14 protein-coding genes and 1 pseudogene are annotated in these 13,812 nt (G+C 59.8%); 6 read left to right on the plus strand and 9 right to left on the minus strand.

Features of this window, described 5'->3' with window-relative positions; genetic code table 11:
- Nucleotides 1-6 precede the first annotated feature (6 nt).
- Genes ACSQ8R_RS25605 through ACSQ8R_RS25620 form a run of 4 tightly spaced genes read left to right on the plus strand, consistent with a single transcriptional unit; the run spans nucleotide 7 to nucleotide 4,174 of the window.
- On the plus strand, nucleotides 7-813 hold the full coding sequence (locus ACSQ8R_RS25605; protein ID WP_436256153.1) for an ABC transporter permease: 807 nt from the start codon (nucleotides 7-9) through the stop codon (nucleotides 811-813).
- A complete protein-coding gene (locus tag ACSQ8R_RS25610) occupies nucleotides 806-1,588 on the plus strand; it encodes an ABC transporter ATP-binding protein (RefSeq protein WP_436256154.1) in 783 nt (260 codons plus the stop codon). Before ACSQ8R_RS25605 ends, ACSQ8R_RS25610 begins: the two co-directional genes overlap by 8 nt.
- Nucleotides 1,589-1,608: 20 nt before the next feature.
- On the plus strand, nucleotides 1,609-2,565 hold the full coding sequence (locus tag ACSQ8R_RS25615; protein ID WP_436256155.1) for an aliphatic sulfonate ABC transporter substrate-binding protein: 957 nt from the start codon (nucleotides 1,609-1,611) through the stop codon (nucleotides 2,563-2,565).
- Between the two features lie 58 nt (nucleotides 2,566-2,623).
- The gene (locus ACSQ8R_RS25620; protein WP_436257279.1) at nucleotides 2,624-4,174 is read left to right on the plus strand and encodes a sulfatase family protein; all 1,551 of its coding nucleotides are present in this window, start codon (nucleotides 2,624-2,626) and stop codon (nucleotides 4,172-4,174) included.
- Nucleotides 4,175-4,223: 49 nt separating this feature from the next.
- Here the strand turns inward: ACSQ8R_RS25620 and ACSQ8R_RS25625 are convergent.
- The 8 genes and pseudogenes from ACSQ8R_RS25625 to ACSQ8R_RS25660 form a co-directional block, all read right to left on the minus strand.
- Nucleotides 4,224-4,408: pseudogene (locus ACSQ8R_RS25625) on the minus strand (IS6 family transposase); the annotation flags it as partial.
- Between the two features lie 15 nt (nucleotides 4,409-4,423).
- Nucleotides 4,424-4,666, minus strand: a complete 243-nt coding sequence (locus tag ACSQ8R_RS25630; RefSeq protein ID WP_436256156.1) for a 2Fe-2S iron-sulfur cluster-binding protein — start codon at nucleotides 4,664-4,666, stop codon at nucleotides 4,424-4,426.
- A complete protein-coding gene (locus tag ACSQ8R_RS25635) occupies nucleotides 4,663-4,998 on the minus strand; it encodes a hypothetical protein (protein WP_436256157.1) in 336 nt (111 codons plus the stop codon). Before ACSQ8R_RS25635 ends, ACSQ8R_RS25630 begins: the two co-directional genes overlap by 4 nt.
- A gap of 78 nt (nucleotides 4,999-5,076) precedes the next feature.
- On the minus strand, nucleotides 5,077-5,928 hold the full coding sequence (locus ACSQ8R_RS25640; protein ID WP_436256158.1) for an intradiol ring-cleavage dioxygenase: 852 nt from the start codon (nucleotides 5,926-5,928) through the stop codon (nucleotides 5,077-5,079).
- Between the two features lie 20 nt (nucleotides 5,929-5,948).
- Nucleotides 5,949-7,007, minus strand: coding sequence for a maleylacetate reductase (locus tag ACSQ8R_RS25645; protein ID WP_436256159.1), 1,059 nt, complete (start codon nucleotides 7,005-7,007; stop codon nucleotides 5,949-5,951).
- Nucleotides 7,008-7,009: 2 nt separating this feature from the next.
- Nucleotides 7,010-7,990: a gamma-resorcylate decarboxylase gene (gene tsdA / locus ACSQ8R_RS25650; RefSeq protein ID WP_436256160.1), complete on the minus strand. Its 981-nt coding sequence runs from the start codon at nucleotides 7,988-7,990 to the stop codon at nucleotides 7,010-7,012.
- Nucleotides 7,991-8,041: 51 nt separating this feature from the next.
- On the minus strand, nucleotides 8,042-9,274 hold the full coding sequence (locus ACSQ8R_RS25655) for an acyl-CoA dehydrogenase family protein (protein ID WP_436256161.1): 1,233 nt from the start codon (nucleotides 9,272-9,274) through the stop codon (nucleotides 8,042-8,044).
- An 11-nt stretch (nucleotides 9,275-9,285) separates the two neighbouring features.
- Nucleotides 9,286-9,825 carry a flavin reductase family protein gene (locus ACSQ8R_RS25660; protein ID WP_436256162.1) on the minus strand — a complete coding sequence of 180 codons (540 nt, stop codon included), beginning with the start codon at nucleotides 9,823-9,825 and terminating at the stop codon, nucleotides 9,286-9,288.
- A gap of 210 nt (nucleotides 9,826-10,035) precedes the next feature.
- On the opposite strand from ACSQ8R_RS25660, the gene ACSQ8R_RS25665 reads away from it, so the two are divergent.
- A complete protein-coding gene (locus ACSQ8R_RS25665) occupies nucleotides 10,036-10,488 on the plus strand; it encodes a MarR family winged helix-turn-helix transcriptional regulator (RefSeq protein WP_436257280.1) in 453 nt (150 codons plus the stop codon).
- Nucleotides 10,489-10,688: 200 nt separating this feature from the next.
- Nucleotides 10,689-11,972 carry an MFS transporter gene (locus ACSQ8R_RS25670; protein ID WP_436256163.1) on the plus strand — a complete coding sequence of 428 codons (1,284 nt, stop codon included), beginning with the start codon at nucleotides 10,689-10,691 and terminating at the stop codon, nucleotides 11,970-11,972.
- Nucleotides 11,973-12,809: 837 nt separating this feature from the next.
- Here the strand turns inward: ACSQ8R_RS25670 and ACSQ8R_RS25675 are convergent.
- A complete protein-coding gene (locus tag ACSQ8R_RS25675; protein WP_436256164.1) occupies nucleotides 12,810-13,739 on the minus strand; it encodes a LysR family transcriptional regulator in 930 nt (309 codons plus the stop codon).
- Between the last annotated feature and the right edge of the window lie 73 nt (nucleotides 13,740-13,812).

Raw genomic sequence — 13,812 nt, forward strand, 5'->3', positions numbered from 1 at the left:
GAATCAATGAGCGTCGCAAACGACCTCGATATTGCCGAAGCGAACAAAGGTTATCTATTCCAATCGCCAAAGTTGCTCTGGGGCATTTTGTCCTTTGCTTGTGGGATAGGGTTATGGTGGCTCGCCACTTCTTCAGGGCTTTCGGTACTGCCGACCCCTTGGACTGTGATTTTGCGCATGATCGATCTGGCCGTGTCCGGCCAGCTTTGGACAGACATGTTCGCCTCTCTGCGTCGCGTGCTCCTCGGCTTCCTGCTGGGCTCATTGATTGCCGTGCCCGTGGGGTTCCTCATGGGCTGGTACCGGATCGCCCGGGCCGTTATCGACCCCTGGATCCAGTTCTTCAGAGTTATTCCGCCGCTTGCGATTATTCCGCTGGCCATCGTCACGCTGGGCATCGATGAAAAGCCCAAAATATTCGTGATCTTCCTGGCCGCCTTTCTGTCTTCCGTCGTATCGACCTATCAAGGTGTCATCAGCGTGGATCGCACCTATATCAACGCCGCGCGGGTGCTTGGCGCTGGCGACGGGGTCATCTTTGCGAAGATTATCATTCCCGCGTCCACGCCCTTCATTCTGGTTGGTTTTCGCATTGGCCTCGGGGCAGCCTGGGCGACCGTCGTCGCCGCTGAGTTGATTGCCGCGCAATCCGGTCTCGGGTTCCGAATGCAGCAGGCGCAGCTCTACTACGACCTGCCCACCATTTTTGTCAGTCTCATCGCCATCGGTATTCTGGGCCTCATCATGGACCGGATTGTCGTTCGCGCCGAAGAACGCCTGACCCATTGGCAGGAAAGAATCCACCATGACTGATCGTAAGCCCAAGATTGCATTTCGCAATGTGTCGAAGACATTCGGGGACGGGCCCAAGGCGTTCACCGCGCTTCGCGACCTGACACTCGACATTGCTGACGGTGAGATCGTCACCGTCGTCGGCCCCTCGGGATGCGGCAAATCCACTGCGATGAACATCGTGGCGGGCTTGGTGGACGTGTCGTCGGGCGAGTGCCTGGTCGATGGCAAGCCGGTCAACGGCCCCGGGCCTGACCGTGGCGTGATCTTTCAGCAATATGCGCTCTTCCCCTGGCTTACGGTTCTCAAGAATGTGGAGTTCGGCCTAAAGCTTCAAGGCGTGCGGCGCGAGGAGCGCCGAGAACGTGCGCTGCATTACCTGGATCTCGTGGGGCTGAAGGACTTCGCCGACGCCTATCCGAAGACGCTATCCGGCGGCATGAAGCAGCGCTGCGCGATTGCGCGAGCCTATGCCGTGAATCCAAGCGTATTGCTGATGGATGAGCCATTCGGCGCGCTTGACGCGCTGACGAGGGTCAAGCTGCAGGATCAGCTTCTCGACACCTGGTCAAAGGACAAGCGGACAGTAATGTTTATTACGCATGACGTCGATGAGGCGGTCTATATCGCACATAGGGTTATTGTTCTGGCAGCGCGACCAGGGCGTCTGCAGGAAATCATCGAGGTCAAGCTGCCGTTCCCGCGCAACGAGGACGTGCGGCTATCCCCGGAATTCGCCGAAATTCGCAACAGGGTCTGGCGCGCGGTCTACGACCGGGCGTCCAGGGCCGCATGAAACCTAGGAGGAGAAAGATCATGTTTAAAAAACTAGTGATTCTGGCGGCGGCGGCCGTGGCGGCAGTGTCGGGCGCCGCCCGCGCGGCCGACGTCGACAATATCCGGATGGGTTATATCGCGGACTATTTCGGAACCAGTGTGGCGGCGATCGCCACCAAGGAGGGGTTATGGGCCAAACACGGTCTCGAAGCCGAACTGAAAGTCTTCACAAACGGCCCGATCCAGGTTCAGGCGCTGAGGGCTGGGTCGCTTGACTTCGCCTATATTGGCCCCGGTGCACTCTGGCTGCCGGCCAGCGGCCAGGCCAAGGTGATCGCCGTCAACGCACTAGGCTATACCGATCGCGTCATCGCGCAGCCGGGCATCAACAGCATCGCCGATCTGAAGGGCAAGAAGGTCGGCGTCCCCGAAGGCACGTCTGGCGATATGCTGCTGCGTCTGTCGCTCAAGAAGGCCGGCATGAAGCTCGATGATATCAAGGTGATCCCGATGGATCCCTCGACCGTCGTCACGGCTTTCGCTTCCGGGCAGATCGATGCTGCCGGCATCTGGTATCCGTTTGTGGACGTCATCAAGAAGCGAATTCCGAACCTCAAGGAACTGAGCTCCAACGAGGATTTCTTCCCGGATATTGCGTTTCCTTCAAGCTTTATCGTAAGCGATGCCAAGGCCCAGGACGTGGAGGTGATCAAGAAGGTCGATGCGGTGATCAAGGATGCGATCGATTTCCGACGTGACAACCCCGAAAAGGCCGTCGCAATCACCGCCGCGTTTCTCAACGTACCGGAGGGGCCTCTCCTGGCCGAATCCAAGCTTGCCCGTTTGCCGTCCAGCGCTGAACTGGAGAAGCTGACCCGCGACGGGAAGGTGGCAAACTGGTTTGACACGCTGGCGGAGCTCTATGCCGATTTCGGCAAGATCAAGGACCCGCGGCCAGCATCGGATTTCTATCTGGGCAAACTCTACGCCGAGTGAGAACCCTGCGGGGCTGCCCACACGGGCGGCCCCGGATCTTCAGGCAACAGGAGCAAAGATGACGCGCCCTAACATTATCTTCATCATGTCCGATGACCATGCGTCGCGGGCGATTTCAGCTTATGGCGCGGGTATCAACCACACCCCGAATCTCGACCGACTGGCAAAGGAAGGGATGCGGCATGATGCGACATATGTGACCAATTCGATCTGCACGCCGTCCCGGGCGGCGATCTTGTGCGGCACCCACAACCACGTCAACTGCGTCACAACGCTCGAAACCCATATCGACAACCGCCTGCCCAATGTGGCGAAGTCGCTGAAGGCCAGCGGATATTCGACAGGGATTTTCGGAAAGTGGCATCTCGGCGAAGGCAAGGCGCATGAACCGACGGGCTTCGACGAATGGGCCGTTGTGCCGGGGCAGGGCGACTACTGGGATCCGGCGTTTTATTTTCCTGACGGATACCGGCGGGTATCGGGATATGCGACCGATGTCATCACCGATATGTCGATCGACTTCATCGAGCGCCATAAGGATCAAGCCTTTTTCCTGATGTGTCATCACAAGGCGCCGCACCGGAACTGGCAATACCACCCGCGTTACAGTGGGATCCATGCACCGGGCACGATTCCGGTGCCGCCAACCTTTGATGATGATTATTCCAACCGTGCCGCCGCCGCTGCCGCCGCGAAAATGCGGGTAAGGTCCGATATGCTTTACGAGGACCTGGGCCTCGTCCAGCCGGAAGGTGGCAAGGAGCTCGCAGGCGAGCTGCTCGTGGACAATTGGTCAATGCGCAAGATCCCTGATCTGCGGGTAGGGGAGACGATTAAAGTCACCTGCGCCGAGACCGGCGCACATTTCACCTTCGACGATCCGAAGGCTTTTGCCGAGTTCAAGTACCAGCGCTATATGTCGCGATACCTGCGTACCGTGCAGGCCATTGACGATGGGGTCGGACGGATGCTCGACAAGCTCGACGAACTGGGCCTCACCGAGAATACCGTGGTTATCTATACGTCCGATCAGGGCTTCTTCCTCGGGGAACACGGTTGGTTCGACAAGCGCTTCATGTATGAAGAAAGCTACCAGATGCCGTTTCTGTGTCGCTATCCGGCCGAAATTCCAGCCGGCGGCGTATCGAAGGACATTGCCTGCAACGTCGATTTCGCCCCGACCTTCCTCGATTGGGCCGGCGTCAAGATGCCAAGCTACATGCAGGGTGTCTCAATGCGGCAGATATTGCGCGGCCAGACACCGGAGGATTGGGAACAGGTCGCCTATCACCGCTACTGGATGCACAACGACGAGATCCACGAAGCCTGGGCACACTATGGCGTGCGCGATCCGCGCTACAAGCTCATCTACTGGTACAACAAGGATCTTGCGCAACCGGGAGCGCGTCCAAACGGCGCGCCACCGGAGTGGGAGCTTTTCGACTGCGAAAAGGACCCAATGGAGCTCACGAACGTCGCGAACGACCCTGCCTATGCAAGGGTTTTCGCCGATATGCTCGTCAAGCTCGACGTCAAGCAGGCCGATATCGGTGACGTGCCCGAACACGACAGCCAGGCCATTCTGGCAAGTCTGCTGAAAGTGAGTTGAGACGTCGTGCCGCGCGTCCAAATGCGTTCGCGAAAGCTCTCGGCCGGCATGCGATCTCATTCCACGTCAGCATGGCTGCGCTTCTGAGTTCGCGGCGATGGTTGGAGGGAATATCGTGGCGTGGAACATTGAAGAGGTTGGCGACGGGGTTATGAAAGGAACGTAACGCCGGGGATGTCGGGCTGACTTGAAGCCCTTCATGATCCGCTCTCGCCGCCATGTCGGTTGATGGGAAATCTTCACCTAAGTTTACGATGCCGTGATCGTAAGGGCGGAGAGGGGGACGGCTTGACAGGTCAGGCATTCATCATTCTCAAGTTCGGTTTCGACCAGATGTGCGACCTGACCTTTGACGATACGCACGATACAGCTTTCGCACTGCCCGACGCGGCAGCCGCTCGGGAGCGCCACACCAGCCGCCAAGGCGGCATCGAGCAGAGAGCCTTGCGAGGGATCCCAGCGGAAATTCCGGGCGCTGCCGTCGATGGTCACGGTCTGCGGTTCCAGTTTGGCGGTACGGATGTGACCGCCGAGAAGGACTCGGCAAAAATGTCGAAGCGGGGGATGCCCATTTCGACCAGCCGGGCAGTCATCGTGCTGTTGAAGCCCGGCGAGCCGCAAATGTAGGCGAGGGGCCGTTTCGAAGCGAGCTCTTTGAGAGGGGACAGATCAAGACGGCCGGTCTGCTGGAACTCCGCTTTCCGCTGATCCTCCTCGGTGGGGGCGGAATAGGCGGTTACCCGGCGAAGCGCCGGGATACGCGATGCCAGTTCCGCGACATGGCCAGCGAACGGATGTTCGCGACCGTTGCGGCAGCCATGCATGAGCCATACCGGTTGCGCGACTTCTTCCCCGAGCTTGCTGACAAAGTCTTTTTTGAGTTCGAACGCGTCTTGCAACAATCATCGGGTTTGATCCAATCGTGCCAGCACGAAATCGAAATGCGAACGCCAGATGGTTTCGCCATCTCCAGCTTTTTCAAACGGCGCGACAAGGCTCGATTTCACCCCGAACACCGTATCGGAGCCGAGATAGGCATCATCACCCACAAATGTGTGAGTGACGAGTTTCTGGTAACCTTCGGCGGTGACCAGATAGTGCGTATGGGCCGGGCGATAGGGATGGCGTCCGAGCGATGCCAGCATCTGGCCGACCGGTCCATCGTCGGGGATCGGGTAGGACACCGGCTTGATGCCGATAAAGCGGTAGGATCCGTCAGGTCCGGTGATGAAAATGCCGCGATTGTTCCACTTCGGCTGGATATCCGGCTGCTGGACATCGTAATAACCATCGGCATTGTCCGACCAGACGTCGATGCGCGCGCCCTCGACCGGACGACCGTCGAGATCGACCACCCGGCCCACGAACAAGCAGCTCTCGCCCTTGCCATCGAGCGATATAGTGTCCCCCATCTGCCGGATCGGTGCGCCAGCCACGTGGAACGGTCCAAAAACGGTGTTTTCCGTGGCGCCCGCCGGGCGGCGGTTGTTGATCGCATCGACAAGCATCGAAAAGCCCAGCGTGTCGCTGAGCAGGATGAATTCCTGTCTTTCGTCGTGACACAGTTGACCGGTGCGGGTGAGAAAGTCGATCGCCAGTTCCCACTCCGCCTGGGTCAGGCTGACGTCCCTGGCGAAGGCATGCAGGTGCTTTACAAGCGACGCCATCACCTCCGCGATGCGGGGCTCGATGTTCCTCCCCATCCGCGCATTGACGGTATCGACGGATTTCTCTTCACTGAAATATCCGTGCATGGAAATCTCCTCCGAACAGGTCATTGTGGTCTTGCCCCTTCCCACGCACCCTGCAACAGGGCGCGGATTGCATGGCGCTCGACCGGGCGGGGATTCCAGTAGGGCATCCGGACGGCAAGATCGGCAGCTCGATCGAGTTCGGCCTCCTTCAGGCCGAGGTCCCGCAAGGCCATCGGCGCACCGAGGGATGCGGCAAAATCATGCAGGCCGGCTCCCAGCGAGCCGCAGAACAGGTCGGCGGCAGGTTTCAGGGCGTCGGCAGCCTCCACGGCATTATAGGCGGCCGAGTGCGGCAGCATGATCGCATGGGTCTCCGCATGCGGCAGGTCGAAACTGCCGCCCAGCGTGTGACAGAGCTTGTGATGCAGGGCCATGCCGACAGCACCCAGCACGGTGCCGCACAGCCAGGAACCATAAAGCGCATCGCTGCGTGAACCGGTGTCGTGTGGATCCTTGATGATTTGAGGCAGGGCATCCTTGAGCGCACGAATGCCCTCTATCGCCATCATCGACGAGATCGGGTTGCGGTCCCGCGCATAAAGGCCCTCGATCGCGTGGGCCATGGCGTTGAGGCCGCTGTTGACACTCATCGCCACGGGCAGCCCGAGCGTCAGATCCGGATCGTAGATGACGACTTCCGGCAAAATGCCGGAATGCCGGACGGTGGTCTTCAGTCCGTTTTCTGTCTGGCCGAGGATGGGCGTTACTTCCGAGCCGGCATAGGTCGTCGCAACCACGATCTGTGGCGTATCGTTGCGATGGGCGATTGCCTTGCCGAGCCCGATCGTTGAACCACCGCCGATGGCGACGACGCAATCGGCGGCGGCATCGGCGAATGCCGCCATCGCCCGCTCGGTCACCTCGACCGGCGTATGCATGGTCGCGTCGGCAAACAGTCCCGCCGCAAGCGGGCCAAGTCCGGCCGCAATCTCCTGCGCCATCGCTTGCTGCGGTCGGGTCGACAGGACCAGCGCCCGCTTGCAACCCTGCGTCCCGATCGCCTCCGCAAGCCGTTCGACCGACCCCGACCCGAAGATGATCCGGGCCGGGTCTACCGTGTAGAGGAAGGGCGAGACCATGATCAGCGATCGAGCTTGAACAACGACATTGCGTTGGCGCGACCGATCTTCAGGCGGTCAGCTTCTGCGATCGTGGCGTTGTCGAACCAGTCGGCCGCATGATCAATGTTTTCGAACGGCCAGTCGGCGGAAAACAGGATCCGGTCAGAGCTGATTTCCAGCATCGCGTCGATCAGCGATTGGGTGCGGAAATTGCCTGATGTGGTGATGTAGAAGTTCTCGTTGAAATAGCCGGCAATGCGGCGTTTTGCCGGATAGCTCTTCTCGACCTTGACCCAGGCATTGCGGTTGTCGATGCGCCACATCATGTAGGGAAGCCCCTCGCCCATGTGGCCGACGATGATCCGCAGCGCGGGGTGTTCATCGAACAGGCCAGAACCCATCAGACGAAGTGCATGGACCGCGGTTTCCTGAGCAAACGCCCAGGTCGGCCCCATCAGCCAGGAATGGCCAGCATAGATGCGGCTGTCCTGCGGCAGCGGATTGCGCGGGTGCAGGTAGAAAGGCACGTTCAGCTTTTCGACCTCGGCCCAGAACGGGCGGTATTGCGGCAGGTCGTAGTAGAGCGGCGTCATGCCGTCGCCTTCCTGCGAGAACCCGTTGACGAGCGCACCGACGAAACCCATCGTCGTGACGCAACGCTGCAGTTCCCGCGTCGCCGCATCCGGGTCCTGTAGCGGCAGGGCCGCGAAGCCGAGGAAACGATTGGGGCTCTTTATGCACTGCTCTGCCAAGAAATCGTTGGCGCGGCGGGAAATCTCCAGCGCCTTGGCCTTGTCGGGAATGGCCTGAACCGCCGGGGCGTTGAGCGAAAGGATCATCTTCTCGATGCCGTATTCGTCCATCAGCCGCAGGCGCTTGTCCTGAACGTCAAGCAGGCGGGCGGAAAGCTCGGTCCAATAGTCGCCCGGCACGAAACCTGCCGAATCCTGCAGCGTGTCCGGAATGGCGAAATGTTCTTCAAGCGCGATCTTGCCTTGCACGATATGCTCACTTTCTATCTTCAGATTTCAAATTTTACCGGGAAGGCCGGGTCAGTATTGTCCCTTTGGCGGAAGGCCGAGCAGTTGCTGGCCGACCATGGTGCCAACGGCGTCCCAGTTCATGGAGATGTGACGCCCTACTGCATTCGCATCGCGCCATGCCCGCTGGACGGGATTGGACATCTGCAGCCCAAGCCCTCCGGTCGATGCGTTCATGGCTTCCACCGCCCGCAGCGAAAGGCTGACGGCAAACGATTGGGTGCGGCGCGCAAGCAGCCGGTCATCATCGGTAATCTCGCCGTGACCGCCTTCGCGCGCCTGTGCCAGTTCCTGGGCTCGGGTAATGTCGCGGAGCATGATTTCCCGCGCGGCATCCACTGACGCGGCGGCCTCCGCCACACGAAGCTGGATGGTCGGAAACTCGGCAATCTTGTTGTTGCCGCCGGCCACCGCACCGCGGGTGACGCGGGTGCCCATGTGGTCGAGGTAACTGGCAAGAGCGCCCTTGGCTGCACCGACCGCCGTACTGCCGAGGCAGAAAGGGACACCCATCAGAAGAGGGATATTGAACAGGCCGATGCCCTTGTAACCGCGTCCGCCTGGCGTCCGGCCGGTGGTGGCGTCCGAGAAGGTCAGCATGCGGTATTCGGGAACGAAAACCTCCTTGAGGATCAGGCTCTTCGAGCCTGTACCGGCAAGCCCGACCACATCCCAGGTCTCGGCAGTGGTGTAATCACTGGCCGGAACCAGAAGGAAGGCCGGTACCGGCCGCTCACCTTCGGCGCGGGCCGGAATGATCGCCGCACACAGTGCCCATTGAGCATTCTCGCAGCCGCTTGCGAATGCCCACTCGCCGGTGAGGCGAAACCCGCCCTCGACGCGGTCGGCCATCCGCACCGGCGCATAGGAGCCGCAGAGCAGCGCATCGGGGTTGCTGCCCCAGACTTCCCGCTGAACCCGCTCTTCGAACATAGCGAGAAGCCATTGATGCGCCGACAGAAGTCCCGCGACCCAACCGGTCGATGCACAGGCGGCCGAGAGCTCGATATTGGCATCGACGAGTTCGGCGAACGAACCTTGTTCGCCGCCGAAACGCGCCGGCTTGACGATGTCGAAATAACCGGCCGCACGCAGCAGATCGATGTTATGGGCCGGAACTCGGCCCGTTCTTTCCGTATCGCGGGCCGCAGCGCGAATTTCGTCCAGTAGCGGAGCGATACGATCGGAAAGGCATGCGTTTTCTGCCCGCGCCAGCGCGGGAAACGAGGCTGCTGTATTATCCATGGGTTTACCCCTTAGTTTCTGGGTGAAAGAAGCGCGTGCTGTGGCGCGCAATATTTCGAGTTCTCGTACATCAGTGGCACCGTGTCGTCGCAGACGCGCGTGTCGATCACCTGGCCGATGAAGATCGTATGTGTTCCATAAGGAACGGCGCCCATGCGGCGGCAGACAACTGAGGCATGGGCGGAACCCAGAACCATCATGCCGCGTTCGTGACGGACCCAGTCAGTCGCCTCGAACCGATGCTCCGGGGCGATCTTGCCGCTGAAACCTTCAGATACGGATACCTGGTTGTCGGTCAGAACGCTGACTGCGAATTCCGACACCTCGAGCAGCATGTCGTGGAGATAGGTGCGATTGTTCAGGCAGATGATCAATGACGGCGGATCCATCGAAAGAGATGTCACGGCGGTTGCCGTCATTCCGTGATCTGCGCCATTGCGGCAGGCCGATATCACCGTGACAGTGGCCGGGAACCGGCGCATCGTCGCACGAAACGCATCGCTGATGGGTGCGGATGCCGGCATAGTGCCGGCTGGGGCTGTGGCAGACATGATTTCCTCCAGGTCTCCTCACGCTCCAAAATATTGCAATTGCAACTCTTGTCAATGCAAATTTAAAATGGACGCGAAAAATCTCCCCCCACACGGTCTTTTGCCCAAGGCAACAGGCGGATCGTGTTGTCATTCCGGCGATTTCGGTGCATGTCGGATGTCCGCAGCAACAAGTGCTACCCGCCACCACCGCCGCCAGCAGACAGAGATATGTACAAGCTTACCGATTCAGTTCCTTATCTCCTCAACCGCGCCGGTGTTCGCATCGCGGAAGTATTTGCGCAGAGAATTGCCGAGGACGATCTCAGCGTCGCCATGTACCGGGTCCTGGCAATGCTTAAGGAACGTAAGCAGAGCACGCTCAGCGATCTGGCCGATGTCGTGTCCGTCGAAATCTCGACCCTGTCGCGGCTTGTCGGCACGCTGGCAAAACGCAAGCTGGTTTCAAGGACCCGCCCTGAAGACAACGGACGGATCGTCATCGTGCGCCTCACGCCCCAGGGCGAGGCGCTGACCGAAAAGCTGATGCCACTCGCTGTCGAAATGGAAAAAACAGCGGTCAAGGATATGTCCGAGGAAGAGGTCACGGCACTGAAGAACGCGCTGCGCCGCATGCACAGCAACCTGCCTGCCATGTCCGGTAAAGGAAAAATTGCAGACTGATAAGTTTGCAGTTGCAAATATTTTATCTGCATGTATTTAATGGCGGGTCATCGTTGCTCAGACGTCGCCGTTCACGGTGGCGATCCGGCGTTGGGAGGAACCACGCCCGCAACGATCCTGGAGGACTTGTACACGGATCGATACGGACCTCGCCGCTGGCGGGAGCGTACTTCCTGTACTCAGATGTATGGGGAGGGATTATGGCCATACAAGATTTTGCTATCACCAAGGAGCGGGTCCGCAGTCCGAACATAATCATCGCGCTATGCGGGCTGTTGATCTTGTTTGATGGCTACGACCTGATCGTATACGGCGCAGTCGCGCCGGCATTGCTGCGCGAAGGCAGCTGGGCGCTAACGCCCGGCATGGTTGGCCGAGCCGCCTCCATCACCTTGTTCGGCATGCTTCTCGGCGCGCTTGTTGCCGGAACCCTTGCCGACCGTATCGGCCGCCGCAAGGTCATCCTCGGCAGCCTCCTGAGCTTCTCGGTGATGATGATCGGCAGCGGTCTTGCACCGAACTTCCTCGTTTTCGAGGGCACGCGTTTTCTGGCAGGCCTTGGTCTGGGGGCACTATTCCCGACGGTTACCGCATTGATCATCGAATTCTCGCCGCCGAAACGGAAGGCGATGGCATATTCGACCGCGCTTCTCGGCTACCTGATGGGTGGCATCCTCTCCGGGATCCTCGGTATCCTGCTAGTCCAGACATACGGTTGGCGGCCGCTGATGATCATTGGCGGTGCGCCGATCCTGCTGCTTCCATTGTTCCTGCGCCTGATCCCGGAATCGCCAGAATGGCTTGCTACAACGGGCCGACAGGCCGAAGCGAACAAGATTGCGGTCCGATACGGCCTACCCAATCCGATCCCGAGGCCGGCTGCATCGCGCCAGATCGGCGTCAAGTCGCTGTTCTCCGAGGGGCGCCTGCTGCCGACGCTGAATGCCTGGAGCATCCACTTCTGTTCCTTGCTTCTCACCTTCGGCATGGTCAACTGGCTGCCGACCATCATGAACAAGATGGGCTATGATCTCGGTTCTGCTCTGCTGTTCTCGGTGACGCTGAATGTCGGTGCGGCGATCGGCCTTCTGATCGGTGCACGGCTGGCGGATCGAGGCAATGTGAAGGTCGTCGTCGCCTGCATGTTCCTAGTCGGCGCCTGCTCGATCTGGCTTCTCACCCAGGTGGATCAGGGCCTCCTGGTCTACGGTCTGGTCGCACTGGCTGGCACCGGTACGATCGGCACACAAATCCTTGCCAACGTGCTGGTCGGAAACCTGTATCCGGTGGAAATTCGTGGCACCGGCCTAGGCTTCTCGCTTGGCGTCGGACGGATAGGCGGTATGATCGGCCCGGCCATCGGCGGGGCGGTTCTCGGCGCGGGCCTTGCTCCGCAGTGGAACTTCTACATCTTTGCTGCGGTCGGCGCGGTGGGTTGCGTTCTCGCTATCACCACCTTGTTCTATTCCAGCAAGGTACATTGAAAGCCGATGTCGGCAGGTCTTGGATACAATAAGACCTGCCGACATCGCTACGGACTTGCAATCGCAACTGTCGTCGTTCGAAAAGTCAAATCGAAACCTGCTCGGTCATCTAGGGCTAGCGCAGGGCGTTTAGCGTCTCACGTCGTTGTGTCTCGCACTGGGCACATTTCCAAATGACGAACGCTCCAGTGTGGGAACGCAGAAAAGCCCCGCAGCCCGGAAGGCAACGGGGCTTGGTGGTGGGAGCTTGATCAGCAGGAGTTTGCCTGGTTTACGGGGCTGTTCGCGCTGGATGTGGAGGCGTTGTTTCCGCCCGCTCCCGCGGTCGTCGGGCTCTTGCCGCAGTTTGAGTTGGAGCTGCCGGCCGTACCTGCGCCCTGCGTATTGGCGTTACCCGTCGCTGACGTTCCGGGGGCGGTTGTGCCAGTCGCCGTGGTGGCACCAGCCCCGGCTCCTGAAGAGCCGGTCGTACCCGAGCCACCGGTGCCGGAACCACCGCCAGCACCCTGTGCGAATGCAGAAGTAGCAAGACCGAGCGCGAGAGCGCCCGCAGCAAGAAGTTTTACGATCATGAAGTGTTTCCTCTCAGTTTTCATAACGGCCTCCTAACCGCGACTCGCGTGGAAAGTTCCCGTCTCAGAAACCATTTGGCGCGGGCCGAAATCCTGAAAGTATCGGCTGATCCGGCCCATCACTCTCGACGTCCGCCAACGGAACAGCGCGGAGGTCTGCGACACCCGGAGAGGATCCGGGCTCTTAAGGAGGCTCTTGCCCACACCCTTGCTGCCAGCTGATCAGCACGGTGTCCTCTCGACAATATGACGACTACGGAGGCGCCTATTCCAGCGGAGGGGACGGGCCCAGGCCGCCTGACCGTTCGATTTCTCGCAGAAGCACCGAGACGGTTGGACGGACGTCGCCCTTGCGGCGAAAGACAGCATAGATGTCGCGCGTAAGCGAAATTTCATTCAATTGCAGAGCCACTAATCCCAGTCCGCTTCCCTGAAGGTTCGCGCGGGTCAGATAAGCCAGATGGTGGGTGCGCGAGATCATCGACGTGAGAAAATTTATCGACGTCGTTTCCACGGCGACCACGGGTTTTGGCAGGCCGGCAGCCCGGAAAAGAGATTCGAGCAGCAGCCTGTCGGTCTCGGGGAGCGGCGGCAGGACCCAGCTGTAGTCTGCAAGATCTGAGATTGTCAGATTTTCACGATCTGCCAGCGGATGCGATTGATGGGCAACAATCCGCACTGGCTCCCTCGCAACCAGCTTCCACTCGAAGTCCTCATTCAGTATCTCGCTGGGTTTCACGGTAAAAACGATGTCGAGCTTTCCGCCGAATAGCTGGGGGAGCAGGACCTCGTTTATGCCCTCATGCACCATGACGCTGACATCCGGGCGGGCGACCGCGAAATGGTTCAACGCATCGGGAATAAGTTGCCGCAGCGCGGCAGCCATGCTTCCAATTCGAAGCGAGCCACGACGGGCGCCGCGGAGCGCATCTATTTCATCGACGGCCTCGTTGGCCAGCGACAGCAGCAGTTCGCTGTAGCCGATCAGCCGCTGACCGAACAGGGTCGCCTGGACTCCGCTCGGTCCGCGATCAAGCAAGCGAACGCCAAGCGCCTGTTCCATGCCGCGAATACTCTTGCTGAGAGCAGGCTGGGTGAGCCGCAGGTTCTCGGCCGCCATGCTGAAGCTGCCGGTGTGAACAACTGCCATGAAATGCCGCAACTGACGAAGATCAAGCCTCTGTAGGTTATTCATGCTTCCTGCTCTTGATTGGCCGATGTCCGAGGCCATTATGAACAAAGGTCATCTTCCGGCAACCTCCCGCACA

Source organism: Neorhizobium sp. LjRoot104 (genome assembly GCF_964253725.1).
Lineage (GTDB): Bacteria > Pseudomonadota > Alphaproteobacteria > Rhizobiales > Rhizobiaceae > Neorhizobium.